At 67.6% G+C, this 16,702-nt stretch carries 11 protein-coding genes; 6 read left to right on the top strand and 5 right to left on the bottom strand.

Going from position 1 to position 16,702, the window contains the following annotated elements:
- Nucleotides 1-6 precede the first annotated feature (6 nt).
- From IWX65_RS10970 to IWX65_RS10960, 3 genes are read left to right on the top strand one after another with little or no spacing between them, the layout of a single operon-like run.
- Entirely contained in the window at nucleotides 7-957 is a 951-nt protein-coding gene (locus tag IWX65_RS10970) for a carbohydrate ABC transporter permease (protein WP_334683813.1), read from the top strand.
- A complete protein-coding gene (locus IWX65_RS10965; protein ID WP_334683812.1) occupies nucleotides 957-1,775 on the top strand; it encodes a carbohydrate ABC transporter permease in 819 nt (272 codons plus the stop codon). Before IWX65_RS10970 ends, IWX65_RS10965 begins: the two co-directional genes overlap by 1 nt.
- A 2-nt stretch (nucleotides 1,776-1,777) precedes the next feature.
- A complete protein-coding gene (locus IWX65_RS10960; RefSeq protein WP_196882819.1) occupies nucleotides 1,778-4,129 on the top strand; it encodes a glycoside hydrolase family 3 N-terminal domain-containing protein in 2,352 nt (783 codons plus the stop codon).
- Between the two features lie 75 nt (nucleotides 4,130-4,204).
- Here the strand turns inward: IWX65_RS10960 and IWX65_RS10955 are convergent, their stop codons facing one another.
- The 3 genes from IWX65_RS10955 to IWX65_RS10945 all read right to left on the bottom strand — a co-directional run bounded on the left by IWX65_RS10955 (nucleotide 4,205) and on the right by IWX65_RS10945 (nucleotide 8,046).
- Nucleotides 4,205-5,698, bottom strand: a complete 1,494-nt coding sequence (locus tag IWX65_RS10955) for a xylulokinase (RefSeq protein ID WP_196882817.1) — start codon at nucleotides 5,696-5,698, stop codon at nucleotides 4,205-4,207.
- Nucleotides 5,699-5,701: 3 nt separating this feature from the next.
- A complete protein-coding gene (gene xylA / locus IWX65_RS10950) occupies nucleotides 5,702-6,892 on the bottom strand; it encodes a xylose isomerase (RefSeq protein ID WP_196882815.1) in 1,191 nt (396 codons plus the stop codon).
- Between the two features lie 122 nt (nucleotides 6,893-7,014).
- Nucleotides 7,015-8,046 (bottom strand): LacI family DNA-binding transcriptional regulator, encoded by a 1,032-nt coding sequence (locus IWX65_RS10945; RefSeq protein ID WP_196882813.1) that lies wholly within the window; start codon nucleotides 8,044-8,046, stop codon nucleotides 7,015-7,017.
- Nucleotides 8,047-8,239: 193 nt separating this feature from the next.
- On the opposite strand from IWX65_RS10945, the gene IWX65_RS10940 reads away from it, so the two are divergent.
- The gene (locus IWX65_RS10940) at nucleotides 8,240-9,376 is read left to right on the top strand and encodes an endo-1,4-beta-xylanase (protein ID WP_196882811.1); all 1,137 of its coding nucleotides are present in this window, start codon (nucleotides 8,240-8,242) and stop codon (nucleotides 9,374-9,376) included.
- A 126-nt stretch (nucleotides 9,377-9,502) separates the two neighbouring features.
- Complete coding sequence (locus IWX65_RS10935) at nucleotides 9,503-12,544, top strand: endo-1,4-beta-xylanase (protein ID WP_196882809.1); 3,042 nt, start codon at nucleotides 9,503-9,505, stop codon at nucleotides 12,542-12,544.
- Between the two features lie 144 nt (nucleotides 12,545-12,688).
- Here the strand turns inward: IWX65_RS10935 and purM are convergent, their stop codons facing one another.
- Both purM and purF read right to left on the bottom strand, forming a co-directional pair.
- Nucleotides 12,689-13,804 (bottom strand): phosphoribosylformylglycinamidine cyclo-ligase, encoded by a 1,116-nt coding sequence (gene purM, locus IWX65_RS10930; protein ID WP_196882808.1) that lies wholly within the window; start codon nucleotides 13,802-13,804, stop codon nucleotides 12,689-12,691.
- On the bottom strand, nucleotides 13,801-15,360 hold the full coding sequence (purF, locus tag IWX65_RS10925; protein ID WP_196882807.1) for an amidophosphoribosyltransferase: 1,560 nt from the start codon (nucleotides 15,358-15,360) through the stop codon (nucleotides 13,801-13,803). Before purF ends, purM begins: the two co-directional genes overlap by 4 nt.
- Before the next feature lie 90 nt (nucleotides 15,361-15,450).
- Between purF and IWX65_RS10920 the strand changes: the two genes are divergently transcribed.
- A complete protein-coding gene (locus tag IWX65_RS10920; RefSeq protein WP_196882806.1) occupies nucleotides 15,451-16,665 on the top strand; it encodes an FUSC family protein in 1,215 nt (404 codons plus the stop codon).
- Nucleotides 16,666-16,702 lie beyond the last annotated feature (37 nt).

Below are 16,702 nucleotides of genomic sequence, written 5' to 3'. Positions count from 1 at the left end.
ACGACGATGACAACGCTTGCCACCCGCAGGCGGCCTGAAATGCCGGGCGGTCCCGCGAAAACCCGCCCGGCACGCCGGGGCGGCTCCACCGTGGGTCGCCCCGGCTTTGCCTGGGCCCTTCCTGCCACCATCTTCTTCGCACTCTTCGCGCTGGTTCCCCTCGCCGCCGTCGCCGTGCTCTCCTTCACCTCGTGGAGCGGCCTCGGTGACCCGAAGTTCGTCGGCCTCGCGAACTGGGAGACGCTCATCGCCGATCCCGTCATGCTCAAGAGCCTCTGGCTCAGCCTCCTGTTCATCGTCCTGGGCGTCGTCACCCAGACGCCGCTCAGTATCCTGCTGGGAGTCTGGGCCGCAGGCAACCAGAAGAACCGGGCGGTGCTCAGCGCCATCTACTTCATTCCCCTGCTGCTCTCCTCGGCCGCGATCTCCGTTCTGTGGCGCGCGCTCCTCGACCCGAACTTCGGCATTCCCGGGCAACTGCCCTGGCTCTTCGGTGACGGCAACCTGCTGGGCAACCAGGCGGGAGCCATCGGAGTGCTGATCTTCGTCGGTATGTGGCAGTTCACGCCGTTCCACACCCTGATCTATCAGGGAGCCGCACGCGGCATTCCGAAGGTGCTCTACCAGGCCGCGGAGATCGACGGCGCGGGCACCGTCCGCCAGTTCTTCGCCATCACGCTTCCGCAGCTGAAGAACACGGCCATCACCTCGATCATCCTGATGGTCGTGGGCGGGCTGACCACCTTCGAGACGGTCCTGATCCTCACCAACGGCGGCCCCGGCACCGACACCACCATCACCGCCTTCTACATGTACCAGGAAGCCTTTCAGAGCTTCGACTTCGGAGTCGGCAGTGCCATCGCCCTGGTGCTCGTGGTCGTCGCGACGGCCATCTCCCTCGTCGTCGTGAAGGTCTCCGGCTACGACAAGATGAACAGCTCCCTGGAAGGCCTGTGATGAAACCCCGTCCCAATTATTTCGCCGGAGCAGGTTCCTTCCTCTGGCTCCTGATCGTCGCGATTCCCCTGTACGTGATGATCTCCGGAACCTTCCAGACCCGTGCGGAATTCGGGGACAACGGTCCTCTCTCCTTCCCCACGAGCTTCACGCTCCAGAACTACGCCGATGCGATCACGAGCGGCTTCGGCCGGTACTTCCTCAACACGGTCCTGGTGACCGTCGGCGTCGTCGCGATCGTCCTGCTCCTGGTGCCGCCGCTCAGCTACGCGATCGTCCGCAGCCAGAGCAGGGCGGCGACCTTCGTCTTCCGGTTCTTCCTGCTGGGCCTGGCCATCCCTGCGCAGGCCGTGATCGTCCCGGTGTTCTACCTCATCAGCACGGTGGGCCTCTACGACAACCTGCTCGGGGTGATCCTGCCGACGGCGGCTTTCGCCCTGCCGATCTGCACCCTCATCCTCAGCGGAACCATGCGTGACATCACCGGGGAACTGTTCGAGGCCATGGCGATGGACGGCGCGAGTCCGGCCAAGGCCTTCTTCCGGCTCGTGCTGCCCCTGTCCAAGGGCGGCCTCTCCACCATCGCCGTCTTCTCGGCACTGCAGGCCTGGAACGGATTCCTCTTCCCGCTGATCCTCACGCAGTCGGAGGACACGCGGGTGGTCACCCTGGGCCTGTTCAACTTCCAGACCCAGTACGGGATCAACATTCCGGGACTGCTGGCCGCCGTGACCCTGTCCATGGTGCCCGTACTGCTCGTCTATCTGTTTGCGCGCCGCGCGCTAGTCCAGGGCCTCATGGGCGCTGGCGGAAAGTAGCCATGACTGAAACAACACTCAACGACGCCCCCTGGCGGGACCCCGCCGAAACCCCGGCCGATCGCGTCGAAGCCCTCGTCGGAGCCATGACGCTGCGGGAGAAGGTGGCACAGCTCTTCGGCGTCTGGGTCGGCGCGAACACCGACGGCGGTGAGGTCGCCCCCCACCAGCATGAGATGAACGAAGCGGTGGACCTCGACGAGATCCTGCCGCACGGCCTCGGTCAGCTGACCCGGCCCTTCGGAACGGCACCCGTCGAGCCCGGCCTCGGGGCGTTGTCGCTGATGCGGACGCAGGAGCGGATCGCCGCGGCCAACCGCTTCGGAATCCCGGCCCTGGTCCACGAGGAATGCCTCGCGGGATTCGCCGCATGGAAGGCCACGGCGTACCCGGTGCCCCTCGCCTGGGGTGCCACCTTCAACCCGACGCTGGTGCGCACCATGGCCGGAGCCATCGGCCGCGACCTGCGCTCCGTGGGCGTCCACCAGGGCCTCGCCCCGGTGCTCGACGTGGTCCGGGACGCACGGTGGGGGCGCGTCGAGGAGACGATCGGGGAGGATCCGTACCTGATCGGCACCATCGCCACTGCCTACGTGCAGGGGCTCGAGGAGGCCGGCATCGTGGCCACCCTCAAGCACTTCGTCGGCTACTCCGCCTCGAAGGCGGGGCGGAACCTGGCGCCCGTGTCCGTGGGGGAGCGGGAACGTGCGGACGTGCTGCTGCCACCCTTCGAGATGGCCATCCGCGAGTCGGGCGTGCGGTCCGTCATGCACGCCTACACCGACATCGACGGCGTGCCGACCGCGGCCGACGGTTCACTGCTGACCTCCCTGCTTCGGGACACCTGGGGGTTCGCAGGAACCGTGGTTGCCGACTACTTCGGCATCGCCTTCCTCAAGGAACTGCACCGGGTCGCCGCGACGCTCGGTGACGCCGCAGCCGCGGCACTGACCGCTGGAGTCGACGTCGAACTGCCCACCGTCCATACCTTCGGGGTCCACCTCATCGAGGAGATCGAAGCGGGACGGCTGGCTGAAGACTTCGTGGATCGGGCGCTGCGCCGGGTCCTCCTGCAGAAGCTCGAACTGGGACTCCTGGACCCGGACTGGTCCCCGGTACCCTCGGCCCTCGGCGTCGACCGGTCCGGAACCGGCGGGAGTGCCGCCGTCATCGACCTCGATCCCCCGGCCAATCGACGGATCGCGGCCGAACTGGCCGAGCAGTCCATCGTCTTGGTGCGCAACGCCGGCGTCCTCCCGCTGGATCCGACACTCCGGATCGCCCTGATCGGACCGAACGCGGATACCCACCGCGCGTTCCTGGGATGCTACTCCTTCCCCGCCCATGTGGGAGAGCAGCATCCGGACATGCCGATCGGCCTGGTCATCCCCACGATCACCGAGGCGCTGTCCGTCGAACTGCCGGACGTCGACATCACGGTGGCGGCAGGCTGCACCATCGACGGCACCTCGACCACCGGCTTCGACGAAGCACTGGCCGTGGCCCGGGGGGCAGATGTCGTCGTTGCCGTCCTCGGCGACCGCGCCGGGCTCTTCGGGCGCGGGACCAGCGGTGAGGGCTGCGACGCGGAGTCACTGGTACTTCCCGGTGTGCAGCAGGAACTGCTCGAAGAGCTGCTGGCCACGGGCAAGCCGGTCGTCGTCGTGCTCCTGACCGGGCGCCCGTACGCACTCGGGTCCGCAGCCACCGAATCCGCCGCCATCGTGCAGGGATTCTTCCCCGGAGAAGAGGGTGCATCGGCGGTCGCCGGCGTGCTCAGCGGCCGGATCAATCCGGGAGGGCGACTGCCCGTCAGCATCCCCGCGAATCCCGGCGCACAGCCGTCCACCTACCTGGCGGCGCCGCTCGCCCAGGCGAACGGTGTGTCCAACATCGATCCGACGGCTGCCTTTCCTTTCGGCCACGGGCTCAGCTACACCCGGTTCGACTGGACGGACCTCGACGTCGACGCGGGAACGGTCCCGGTCGGGGGAGAGGTCACGGCACGCCTGACGATCACGAACGCGGGGAACCACGCAGGCGTCGAGCTGGTGCAGCTCTACCTCCACGACCCGGTCGCGTCCGTGGTGCGTCCGGTGCAGAAGCTGATCGGCTATGCCCGGGTGCCCCTCGAGGCGGGCGCTTCGGCCCGCGTCAGCTTCACGGTGCCCGCGGACGTCACGGCTTTCACCGGCCGGAACGGACACCGGATCGTCGAACCCGGTGACCTCGAGCTGCGCTTCGGTGCGTCGAGCGGGGATATCCGCTTGCAGGCCGGCGTGACACTGCAGGGGGAGACGCGGAGGGTCGACCACACCCGTCGCCTCCACTGCGAAGTCCAGGGGGCCGGGTAGGCCCGTACTGCAAACCGAACAGCCCGCCCCCTCGGATCGAGGGGGCGGGCTGTTTCGTTGCTGGGAGGACGACCGTCAGTAACGGACGGCCGCTCCTGCCGCCCGGTACTGGTCGCGGATGAGCGGCCGGTGATCGGAGGGCGTATCGCTGAGGGAATCCAGGGCCCAGTCCGGCCGGAAGCCGTTCAGCACCCAGGCCGCCTGGACGGCCGCACCGCGTGCCACGTACTCACCCGGCGCGGGAACCCGCACCGGGAGGTCGAAGACCTGGGCGGCCACGGCCTGCACGGCGGCGTTGGAGGCGGCACCACCGATCAGCAGGATGTTACGGGGGACGACCCCTGCTGCCCGCACGGCGTCCAGCGCGTCCGCGAGCCCGCACAGCATGCCCTCCACGGCCGCCCTGGCGAGGTTCTCCCGGGTGGTCGAGGCGATGGTCAGGTTGTGGAAGCTCGCGTTCGCGGTCGGCAGGTTGGGGGTACGCTCACCCTCGAAGTAGGGAATGAGCACTACACCCCCGGACCCGGCGTCGGCCTCGTGGGCCAGCGCCGAGAAACCGTCGTGGTCAACGCCCAGCAGGCCTGCCACCGATGACAGCGCCCGCGCAGCGTTGAGGGTCGCAACGAGGGGCAGGAACAGCCCGCTGGCGTCGGCGAAGCCGGCGACGACGCCCGAGCCGTCCAGCACGGGGTCGGCTGCTACGGCGAACACCGTGCCGCTGGTGCCCAGTGACACGACGACGTCACCCTTCCGGGCGCCCAGGCCGAGTGCCGCTCCCGCATTGTCACCGGCCCCGGGGCCGAGAACGATCCGGTGGCCGGACGGCCCCGCCAGCGAGGCGTGAACGATTCCGGCCGATGCCCCGGCGGAAAGGATCCGGGGCAGGATCACGGCACGCGCCCCCGCACCCGCACTCGGAGCCGCGTCGACCGGCGAACCGGCCTCCCGGGCGGGCCGGCCGAGGGCCAGTTCGAAGAGGTCGAGGTCGTAATCGCCGGTGGCGGGATTCCAGTAGCCGGTACCGCTGGCATCGGACCGGTCGGTGGTGAGTTCCTCCAGAACAGGGCCCAGCGGCGACTCGCCCTCCGGCCCGAAACCGCGCAGGCGCCAGGTCAGCCAGTCGTGGGGAAGCGCGACGGCGGCGATCCGCGGAACGACGTCGGGCTCCGCGTCCCGCACCCACCGCACCTTGGTGACGGTGAAGGAAGCCACGGGGGCGGACCCGGTCCGCCGGACGATCTGCTCCGAACCGAGCTCGTCGATCAGGTCCGAGGCCGCACCGGCGGACCGCGTGTCGTTCCACAGGAGCGCCGGGCGGAGCACCTGCCCATCGACGCCCAGCAGCACCATGCCGTGCTGCTGCGCAGCGATGGAGACGCCGTCGACGTCGTGCAGGCCGCCGCCATCCTCGATCGCGGCCAGGAGCGCGTCCCACCAGGCGGACGGATCTACTTCCGTTCCCTCCGGGTGGGAGGCGCGGCCGCGTCGGACCTCAGCGCCGGTTCCCGCGTCGACGATGACGATCTTGCAGCTCTGGGTGGACGAGTCCACTCCCGCGACGAGTGCCATGGATCAGCGGGCGCCGAGCAGGTGCTCGATGAACAGCTGCTGGAGCTTGACGAAGCCGAAGCCCTTGCCGTTGAAGTAGGCGTCGGTGTCGAAGTCCTCGTAGGAGGCGCGGTCGGCACGCAGGGCGTCGTAGCTCTCGCCGGCGTTGAGCGTGGGCTCGTTGATCTCCGAGACGCGTGAGGCGGCCAGGGCTGCCTGGACCTCGGGGTCGGCGCGGAAGGCTGCGGCGCGCTCCTTGAGCAGGAGGTACGTCTGCATGTTCGCCGCTGCGGAATCCCAGACGCCGTCCATGTCCTCGGTGCGGCTCGGCTTGTAGTCGAAGTGCCGGGGGCCGTCGTAGGTGGGTCCACCGGCAGGACCACCGAATTCGAGCAGGTCCACCAGCGAGAAGGCGTTCTGGAGGTCGCCATGACCGAACACGAGGTCCTGGTCGAACTTGATGCTCCGCTGGCCGTTGAGGTCGATGTGGAACAGCTTGCCCTGGTACAACGCCTGCGCGATGCCGTGGGTGAAGTTCAGACCCGCCATCTGCTCGTGGCCTGTTTCGGGGTTGATGCCCACGAGCTCGGGGCGCTCGAGCGTCTCGATGAAGGCCATGGCATGGCCGAGGGTGGGCAGGAGGATGTCGCCGCGGGGTTCGTTCGGCTTCGGCTCGATGGCGAAGCGGATGTCGTAGCCCTTGTCCGTCACGTAGTCGCCGAGCAGGTTGACCGCCTCGCGGTAACGCTCGAGGGCACCGCGGATGTCCTTGGCGGAGTCGTATTCGCTGCCTTCACGGCCGCCCCACATGACGAAGGTCTGTGCGCCGAGTTCGGCTGCGAGGTCGATGTTGTCGAGGACCTTGCGCAGGGCGAAGCGCCGCACGCCGCGGTCATTGCTGGTGAAGCCGCCGTCCTTGAAGACGGGGTGGCTGAACAGGTTGGTGGTGACCATCGGCACGACCAGGCCGGTGGACTTCAGGACGCCGGTCAGGCGGTCGATCTCACGCTGGCGGTCGGCTGCCGAGCACCCGAAGGGGAACAGGTCGTTGTCATGGAACGTGATGCCGTAGGCGCCGAGGTCGCTGAGCCGGTTGACGGCCTCGACGACGTCCAGGGGGGCGCGGGTCGCTGAGCCGAACTGGTCCTGGGCTTCCCAGCCCACCGTCCAGAGGCCGAAGGAAAATTTGTCGTCGCGTGTGGGCTCGATCGCCATTGAGTGCTCCAGGGGTGTGGTGTGACTGATATGTTGCCGTTACAAACATATTCGGTTTGACGCCAGAGTCAAACTTTTCCTGGAAGTGCAGCGTCTCGGGACGGCGCGGTGGAGCGGTGGTACTAGCGGGGTGGAGCGAGGGCTCGGACGCTCTCGCGGAGAATGAGCTTCGTCGACAGCTCGATGCGCGGGCTCTCGATGGTCTCGCCGTTGATGAGTCGGGTCAGGGTGCGTGCCGCGAGCACGCCCATCTCGGCGAGGGGCTGCCGGACGGTCGTGAGGGGTGGTGCCGCCCAGCCGGCCTCGGGGAGGTCGTCGAAGCCGACGACGCTGAGGTCATCGGGCACGCGGAGCCCACGCTGGCGCGCCGCCTCGTAGACGCCGAGTGCCATCTGGTCGCTCGCCGCAAAGATGGCAGTGGGAGGCTCGGCGAGAGCCAGGAGCTGGGAGCCGGCCTGGAATCCGGACCCGTAGTCGAAATTCCCCTCCCGCACCAGCGCGGGGTCGAACGGAATGCCGGCTGCGTCAAGCCCCGCCCGGTAGCCGTCAAGGCGAGCGCGGCTGCACCAGAGACCCGGCCGGCCGGCCACGAAGCCGATCCGGCGGTGGTTCAGCCGGAGCAGGTGCTCCGTAGCGGTCACTGCTCCCGTCCAGTTGGTGGCACCGATCGTCGGAACCTCGAGGTCGGGCACGCCGGCCGGATCGACGACCACCACCGGCAGGTGGAGGCGTTGGAGTTCGGCGTGCAGGAAGGAATCGAGGTCCGTGGTGACAAGTACGGCTCCGTCGCTCGGCCGTGCTTCCAGGGTTTCGAGCCACCTGCGCGTGGAGTCGGCGCCGCCCCGCCGGTGGACGGCGGACACCACGACGGAGATGCGCTCCGCATTCATTGCTTCCTCGACTCCCCGGATGATCTCCACCGCCCAGGGGCTGTCGAGGTCGTTGAAGACCAGGTCGATCAGTCCGGCTCTCGCAGGGGACACCGAGCCCCTCCGCCGGTAGCCGTGCTCACGAAGAAGCATCTCGATGCGCTCCCGCGTCGCAGGGGCTACATCCGAGCGGCCGTTGAGCACCCGCGAAACCGTGGGAACGGATACGCCGGCTGCCGCGGCGACTGCGGAGATGGTCACCACGGGCTGGAGTTTGTCCTGCACGAAATCCTCCTGCGGGAGACGAAGACCTGTTGGGACAAAGTCGGCGCGCAAGTCAATATTCTGCGCACCCTTGACCTCGGCCATGGAATGTTCCTAACCTACAGCAACGGTATTTCCGGAAACTTCCGGAAACTACCGCAAACTTTTGTCACCCCCGTAATGACCAACCATCTGTACTCAAGGGAGAGCTCTCATGAAGGTTCCGCATGTCCTCGCTGCAGCCGTTCTGGCTTCGACAATCCTCCTGCCGGCCACTCCGGCGCTCGCCGGACTGCCGGAGGGCCACCAGCCCCCAGGGCTCGCCAAGCAGGACACCCTGCGCTGGGTCGCGCCGAAGGACGTGAAGATCGGCACAGCCGTCGCCGGTGGTGGCCATCACGAGACCCAGGGCTACCCCGATCCGTTCACTTTCGACCAGGAATACCGCCAGCGTCTTGCCGCAGAGTTCAACTCGATCTCCCCGGAGAACCAGCTGAAGTGGGAGTTCGTCCACCCGGAGCAGGGCGTCTACCGCTTCGCCGAAATGGATGCGATCGTCCAGTTCGCCCAGGAGAACAAGCAGGTGGTCCGCGGGCACACCCTGTTCTGGCACAGCCAGAACCCCGCATGGCTCGAGCAGGGCAACTTCTCCAAGGACGAGCTCCGGGCGATTCTCAAGGATCACATCCAGACCGTGGTGGGCAGGTACGCCGGCAAGATCCAGCAGTGGGATGTCGCCAACGAGATCTTCAACGACAACGGCACCCTCCGCACCACGGACAACATCTGGATCCGCGAACTGGGCCCCGAGATCATCGCCGACGCGTTCCGCTGGGCACACGAGGCGGACCCCGAGGCCAAGCTCTTCTTCAACGACTACGGGGTGGAGGGCATCAACGCGAAGAGCAATGCCTACCTCGAGCTCATTCCGCGGCTCCAGGCGCAGGGCGTGCAGGTCGACGGCTTCGCCATCCAGGGCCACCTGAGCACCCGCTACGGCTTCCCGGGCGACCTCCAGGCCAACCTGCAGCGTTTCGACGACCTCGGGCTGGAAACGGCCATCACCGAGATCGATGTCCGCATGGACGTCCCGGTCGGCACCGAGCCGACGGCGGCGCAGCTGAAGCAGCAGGCCGGCTACTACCAGCGTGCCCTCGAGGCATGCATCACGGTCGACGAGTGCAATTCCTTCACCATCTGGGGCTTCACGGACAAGTACTCGTGGGTGCCCGTCTTCTTCGCCGGAGAGGGCGAAGCGACCGTCATGGAGGAGGACTTCACACGGAAGCCCGCCTACTACGCCCTGCAGGACACGCTCGAGTCCGCGTCACCCGGCCGCGGAAACCGGTAGGTGCTCGGGCTTCGCCCGGACGGTCCACCAGAAGTCCCAGAAGTTCCAGAAGTTCCATGCAGCATGCGGGCTGTCCGCTGCTGCGGCCCCTGCCCAGCGGGCCGGGCCACCACGACAAGGAGAACCATGAGACAACGATGTCTGATTGCCGGCGCGACGGCGTTCGGCCTGATGGCTGGGGCCGGAGCCCTGGCGCTGCCGGCTGCCTCCGCCGACGAACCGTCGATCCTGTTGAGCGAGGATTTCGAGGACGGCGCCTTCGGTCCGTTGACCCGGAACGGTGAGGCGGCACTGTCGGTCGTCGACGCCGACGGGGACAAGGCCCTGCTGGTGCAGGGCAGGGCCAACGACTACGACGGCGTGAAGACCCCGGCGAACCTGCTGCAGCCCGGCGGGACCTACACGTTCTCGGCCTCGGTCAAGCTGGCAGCCGCGGCGGGAACGACGACGTCGGCGCGCTTCGTCGTCGAACCCACCTACAGCTGGGTGGGTAACACGACGATCTCAGCGGATGCCTGGACCCCAATGAGCGGCACGTTCAACGCCCCCGCCGGCGCCGACCCGGCCACTCTGCGGGCCTATCTCGGAACAGGAGACCTGGGTGCGCCCTACGACTACCTCGTGGACGACGTCGTGATCACCGGCACGGCCGCACCGGCGGACGGTGGCACCTGGCAACCCACTCCCGACCCGGCGTTCCGTCCCGGCGGTGCCGAGAATCCCACGACGACGCCCCTCGCATCGGCGCGCGGCACCGGCAACGCCGTCGCCCTCACCTTCGACGACGGACCGAACCCCGGTGAGACCACCGCTGTCCTGGATCTCCTGCGGGACCAGGACATCTCCGCGACCTTCTGCATCATCGGGCAGAACGTGCAGGCGCCGGGGGGCGCGGAACTGCTGCGCCGGATCGTCGCCGAGGGCCATACCCTCTGCAACCACGGCACGTCCTTCGCCGACATGGGGTCCTGGACGCAGGCGCAGATCGAGGCGGACCTCAAGGAGAACCTCCGCATCATCCGCGACGCGGCCGGTGATCCTGCCCTGCAGGTCCCGTACTTCCGGGCACCGAACGGCAGCTGGGGAGCCACCGGCGAGGTGGCGGCAGCGCTCGGCATGCAGCCGTTGGGCCTCGGCAACGTCATTTTCGACTGGGACGGCAATGATCTCAGCGAGGAGACCCTGACGGCCAACCTCCGTGCGGCGTTCACGCCCGGAGCCGTCGTCCTCGTCCACGACGGCGGCGGCGACCGCGCCAACACGGTGCGTGCCGTCACGACGGTTGTGACGGAGAAGCTCGCGGAGGGCTGGTCGTTCACCCTGCCGCGCGGCGGTGCTGCCGCCGAGGGGCCCGCCGGCGTCGCCTCCGGTTTCGAGACCGGCACCGACAGGTGGACGGCGCGCGGAGACGGCGTCCAGGTCGCTCCCAGCGGGGATGCCCGCACAGGGTCGGGCAGCCTGCTCGTGACCAACCGGACGGAGCCCTGGCACGGCGCCGCACTCGACGTGACCGCGGGACTGCCCGTCGGAACAGCCGTGGAGGTGTCGGTCTGGGCGAAGCTCGCTCCGGGCCGGGCGCCGGCATCGCTGAAGGTGTCGGTGCAGCGCGACAACGGCGGGGGCAGTGCGTACGACGGCGTTGCGGGTGCCGCCGCTTCAGTTACTGCCGACGGCTGGACCCGACTTGAGGGCACTTACACCCTCGGGGCGGTGGCGGACAAGGTGCAGGTGTACGTCGAGGGGCCCGTCGGTGTCGACTTCCTGCTGGATGACTTCCGCCTCGCGCCGTTCGCCGAGACACCCATCCAGGCCGACGTGCCCGGGCTGAAGGACGTCCTGGGAGACCGGGGGATCGAACACGTCGGTGTGGCGATCGACGCCCGGGAAACCGTCGGAAGTGCGGCGGACCTCGTGCGCAAGCACTTCAACGCGTTCACCCCGGAGAACGCGGGCAAGCCCGAGAGCGTGCAGCCCGTCGAGGGTCGGTTCGCGTTCACCCAGCTGGACCAGCTGCTGGACTTCGCGGACGCCAATGATGTGAAGGTCTACGGCCATGTCCTCGCCTGGCACTCGCAGACTCCGGCGTGGTTCTTTCAGGACGGCACCCGGGACCTGACCAACAGTGCGGCGGACCAGGCACTGCTCAAGGCGCGTATGGAAGCCCATCTCAAGGGCATCGCGGACCACATCGACGCCCGTTACCCGGAGGGGAACAGCCCTGTCTGGGCCTGGGATGTCGTCAACGAGACCATTGCGGACGGCGAGACGGCCAACCCGCACGATATGCGGGACAGCCGCTGGTTCCAGGTCCTCGGCGAGGGCTTCGTCGACGAGGCCTTCCACCTCGCCGACCGGTACTTCCCGGAGGCGAAGCTGTTCATCAACGACTACAACACCGAGATGCCGGAGAAGAGGGCCGATTACCTCGACCTGATTCGCGCCCTCGAGGCCCGCGGGGTGCCGATCGACGGCGTGGGGCACCAAGCCCACGTCGACGTCGCCCGCCCGGTGGAGTGGCTCGAGGACTCGATCACGGCGGTGGAGGCCGTCAACCCCAACCTGCTCCAGGCGATCACGGAGCTCGACGTCAACGCGTCCACCGAGAACCAGGGTGCGGATGTCAGTGGCGGCCAGACGGATCCCTACAGCCCCGCCTTCGAGAACGACGAGGATGCCGCGGCCGAGGTGGGCTACTACTATCGCGACCTGTTCGCCATGCTCGGCGAGCACAACGAGTCGATTGATTCGGTGACGTTCTGGGGCATCAGCAACGCCCGCACCTGGCTGCGGACCTGGCCGATGGCCCGGCCGTGGGAGCAGCCGCTGCCCTTCGACGACGACCTGCAGGTCACGCCGGCCTACTGGGGTATTGTCGACCCGACTCGGTTGCCTGCCCGCCCGGCTGACGTGCTGCCGCCGCGGATCGTCGACCAAGCCGATATTCCGGCGGTTTCGCCCGGCGCCAGCGGCGTCAAGCTGGACTATGTGCGGCCCTCGGCGATCGACACGCTCGACGGCGAAGTGCCCGTGGACTGCACGCCCGGGACGCGCAGCCGTTTCCCGGTCGCCGTCACGACCGTCACCTGCACGGCCACGGACGAGGCGGGCAACACCCGGACCAGTTCGTTCGACGTCGTTGTGACGCGCAAGCAGGCCGGCAAGTCCTGACTACCGCAGGCTGAGCCGAACGCAGCGGAGCCCCCGCCCTCCTTCCGGGAGGGAGGGGGCTCTGCTATGTCCAGCTCAGCCGTGTCCAAAGGTCTGCCACGTGGCGGGGGCTTTGTCAGATCCGGGGCCCGGCGACGGGCCGGTTCAGGCGTAGGCGCCGAGCAGCCGCACGGAGCCGCCGTCGACTCCCTTGGCGCCCTGCACGTAGTCCGGGCCGTCCGTGCCGGCATTGCTTGCCGCCTTCACGCTGCCCATCACCCAGGACGGCACGCCGGCGGCGTTCAAGTGGGCAAGGGCCGCATCGGCGCCGGCGGCCCCGACGATCGCCACCATGCCCACACCGAGGTTGAGCGTGCGCTCGAGGTCCGGCAGCGGCACGGAGCCGAGCTGTGAGACAAGGGTGAAGATGGGTGGGAGCTCCCAGGTGGAGCGGTCGATGCTGGCCTCCATGCCCCGCGGAAGCACGCGCGCGAGGTTCGCCGCGAGCCCGCCACCGGTGACGTGGCTGAAGCCGTGCACCTGGGCAGCGTCGTCGCGAGCTAGAGCGAGGCAGTCTGCGGCGTAGACGCGCGTGGGCTCGAGGAGTTCCTCACCGAGCGTGCGGCCCAGCTCGGAAACCTGCCGGTCGAGCGTCCACCCTGCCTGGTTGATGACGCGTCGAACCAGCGAATACCCGTTCGAGTGCAGGCCGGAGGACGCCATCGCAATCACGATATCGCCGTCGCGGACCCGCTCCGGGCCGAGAACGCGATCAGCCTCGACGACGCCGGTCGCGGCGCCGGCGACGTCGTACTCATGCTCACCCAGCAGGCCCGGGTGCTCGGCGGTCTCGCCGCCCACCAGCGCGGTCCCCGCCACCGTACAGGCTGCAGCGATGCCACGCACGATGTCGGCGATGCGCTCCGGCACTACCTTGCCGCACGCGATGTAGTCGGTCATGAACAGCGGTTCGGCACCCACCACCACGATGTCGTCGACCACCATGCCCACGAGGTCGAATCCGATGGTGTCATGAATGTCCATGGCCTGCGCGATGGCGACCTTGGTCCCCACACCGTCGGTGGAGGTGGCCAGCAGCGGGCGCCGGTAGGTGAGCAGCTTCGAGACATCGTAGAGGCCCGCGAAACCACCGACACCACCGACCACCTGACTGCCATGAGTGGCCTTGACCGCGTCCTTCATGAGCTCGACGGCGCGGTCTCCCGCCTCGACATCCACTCCGGCGCTCGCGTAGGTGATGGGATTGGAAGGCGCGCTCATACCCGCTCTTTCTTGTCTGCGTCGGTCAGTACGGCTTCGAATTCACTGTCGGGTCCGGGATCGCATCCGTTGGCCCCGGTCTTGTCCGCCGGGTTGAGGTGTTCCAGCAGGTTCTTGCCCAGGTGGTCGTCGACCGGGAGTTCGATGGGGTAGTTCCCGGTGAAGCAGGCGGTGCAGAGGCGCTCGCGGGGCTGCTGCGTCGCGGCGATCATGCCGTCTTCGGAGATATAGGCGAGGCTGTCGGCGCCGATCGACTTGCTGATCTCGGCTACTGCGGCGCCGTTGGCGATCAGTTCTGCACGGGATGCGAAGTCGATGCCGTAGAAGCATGGCCAGCGGACCGGGGGAGAGGAGATTTTGACGTGGACCTCGGCGGCACCGGCTTCGCGGAGCATCCGCACTACCGCGCGCTGGGTATTGCCTCGGACGATCGAATCGTCCACCACGATGATGCGCTTGCCCCGGATCACCGACTCCAGGGCATTGAGTTTGAGGCGGATGCCGAGTTGCCGGAGGGTCTGGCTGGGTTGGATGAAGGTCCGGCCCACGTAGGCATTCTTCACGAAACCATGCGCGAAGTGGATTCCGGATTCCTCGGCGAAGCCCACGGCGGCCGGGGTCCCCGATTCCGGCACAGGGATGACGATGTCGCCCTCCGCGGAATTCTCGCGGGCCAACTGGCGGCCCATCTCGACCCTGGACTCGTACACCGACCTGCCGGCGATCGCGGCATCGGGGCGGGCGAGGTAGACATATTCGAAGACGCAACCCGCCGCCGTCGGGGTGGCGAAACGGCTCGACCGGACGCCTTGTTCATCAATGGCGATGAACTCGCCCGGCTCGATCTCCCGGATGAAGCTGGCACCGACGGTGGCAAGCGCCGACTGCTCGGAGGCCACCACCCAGCCGCGCTCGAGCCTGCCGAGTACGAGCGGGCGGACACCGTAGGCATCCCGCGCCGCGTAGAGGGTTCCTTCGTCCATGAAGACGAAGCAGAAGGCTCCACGGATGCTGGGCAGCAGTTCAAGGGCGGTCTCTTCGAGGGACCGACCGTCATCCCCGGCCAGGAGGGCAGTCACGAGCGCCGTGTCGGTCGTGTTGCCCTGCGCCATCTCTCCGGAGCGGGGCTTCCCGTGGCGCTCGAGCACCATCCGGTACAGCTCCGCCGAGTTGGTGAGGTTTCCGTTGTGGGCCAGGGCCACCGTTCCTGCGGCGGTTGCACCGAGGGTGGGCTGCGCGTTGGCCCAGAGGGAGGATCCCGTTGTGGAGTACCGGCAATGACCCACCGCGATATGACCGGTGAGCGTATTCAGCGTTGTCTCGTCGAAGACCTGCGACACCAGCCCCATGTCCTTGTAGACATTGATGCGCTGCCCGTCGCTGGTCGCAATGCCCGCCGATTCCTGGCCGCGGTGCTGCAGCGCGTAGAGACCGTAGTAGGTGAGCTTGGCTACCTCTTCCCCGGGCGCCCACACGCCGAACACACCACAGGCATCCTGGGGTCCTTTTTCGCCGGGAAGAAGATCATGGGAAAGTTGTCCGTCACCGCGCACCATAGGCCCATTCTCTCACGCCAAGTCGGCGCTGTGCCTTTGCCGAGCGCCCCTGGCTGACAGCCGGTCGAGTGCGGGTGGAAGAATGGGGCCATGGCGGTCGATGATTCATCCGGTCCTTTCGGCAGTTCGGCGACGGAGCGGCCTGCCCGGCGGTCCCCGCTTCCCGCGGTGCGGCAGTATCTTCGCCACCCCCATCTCCTGTTGTCGTTCAAAGCAGCGCTGGCGGCCGGGATCGCCTGGGTCATTGCCGTCTCCATGCAGGGAGTGGCGGCGGAGTATCCGTACTACGCGCCGCTGGGCGCTTTGCTCGCGATTTATCCGACCGTCTCGGGAACGGTGAAGCTGGGGCTGCAGACCATGGCAGGCCTGACCATCGGGATTCTGCTCGCCTTCTTCGCAGCATGGATCGGCGATCCGAACGCACTCACCATTGCTTTCGTGGTGGGCACTGGAGTTCTCCTGGCCGGCTGGCTCAAGCGCACAGCCGGGGGCGGAACAGGAATCGCGTCGGCGGGACTGTTCGTGCTGATCATCGGAAACAACGACCTGGGATACTCGATCGGGTACCTGATCCAGATGGTCGTGGGGGTTCTCGTCGGCCTCACGGTCAGCGCGCTGGTGGTACCGCCGCTGCATTCTGATGCAGCAGTGGCAAAACTTGCCCTGCTGCGCAGGACCGCCGCGCAGCAACTGAGGGACGTCAGCGATGCCCTGCGTGAGAACTGGTCGTCGAACGATCAGCGGTGGGGCCGGCGGCGCGCGGACCTCTCCCGTACGGCCGAAGGAGCGCGGGAGGCACTGAATTATGCGCAGGAGAGCCGGAAGGGCAATGTGCGCCGCCGCTTTCATCCCCGAGACCTCGCGAAGGATTTCGAGCACATCGAAGTGTTGGAAGTGGTCACCTTCCATACCCTGAACATCACCAACATGCTGCAGGATTCCATCCACGGCACCTCCCGCGAGCCCGCCCTGTCAGAGGATTTCAAAGCGCCGCTGCAGGAGGCTTTTACCGCCGTCAGCAATGTCCTCACACAGTGGACCGTGGACGGGATAGCCGGCGAAACGCTCGACAACGCCGAGAAAGCCATGCTTCACCTGGCGGGCAAAGCCAATGAAAGCGCTGCCCAGGAAGCCCCGTTCGGTGCTGCGGCATCGATCGCCATGAGTCTCCACCGCATCCTGGCGGCTGTTACTCCGTCAACAGAACTACCGGGGCACTATCCGTCCACCGGGCACGATACGGAAACCCCGACGGAAACCCCGACTGAAACCCCGACGGAAACGCCGACGGAGCAGCGGAACTGATGGTTCCACGCCAGGCAGGATGACGGCGGTGCGGTGC

This window comes from Arthrobacter sp. CAN_A214 (assembly GCF_015751955.1).
Classification (GTDB): Bacteria; Actinomycetota; Actinomycetes; order Actinomycetales; family Micrococcaceae; genus Arthrobacter_D.
Note: the sequence above shows the minus strand (reverse complement) of the source record. Positions and strands in the feature narration are given on the sequence as shown.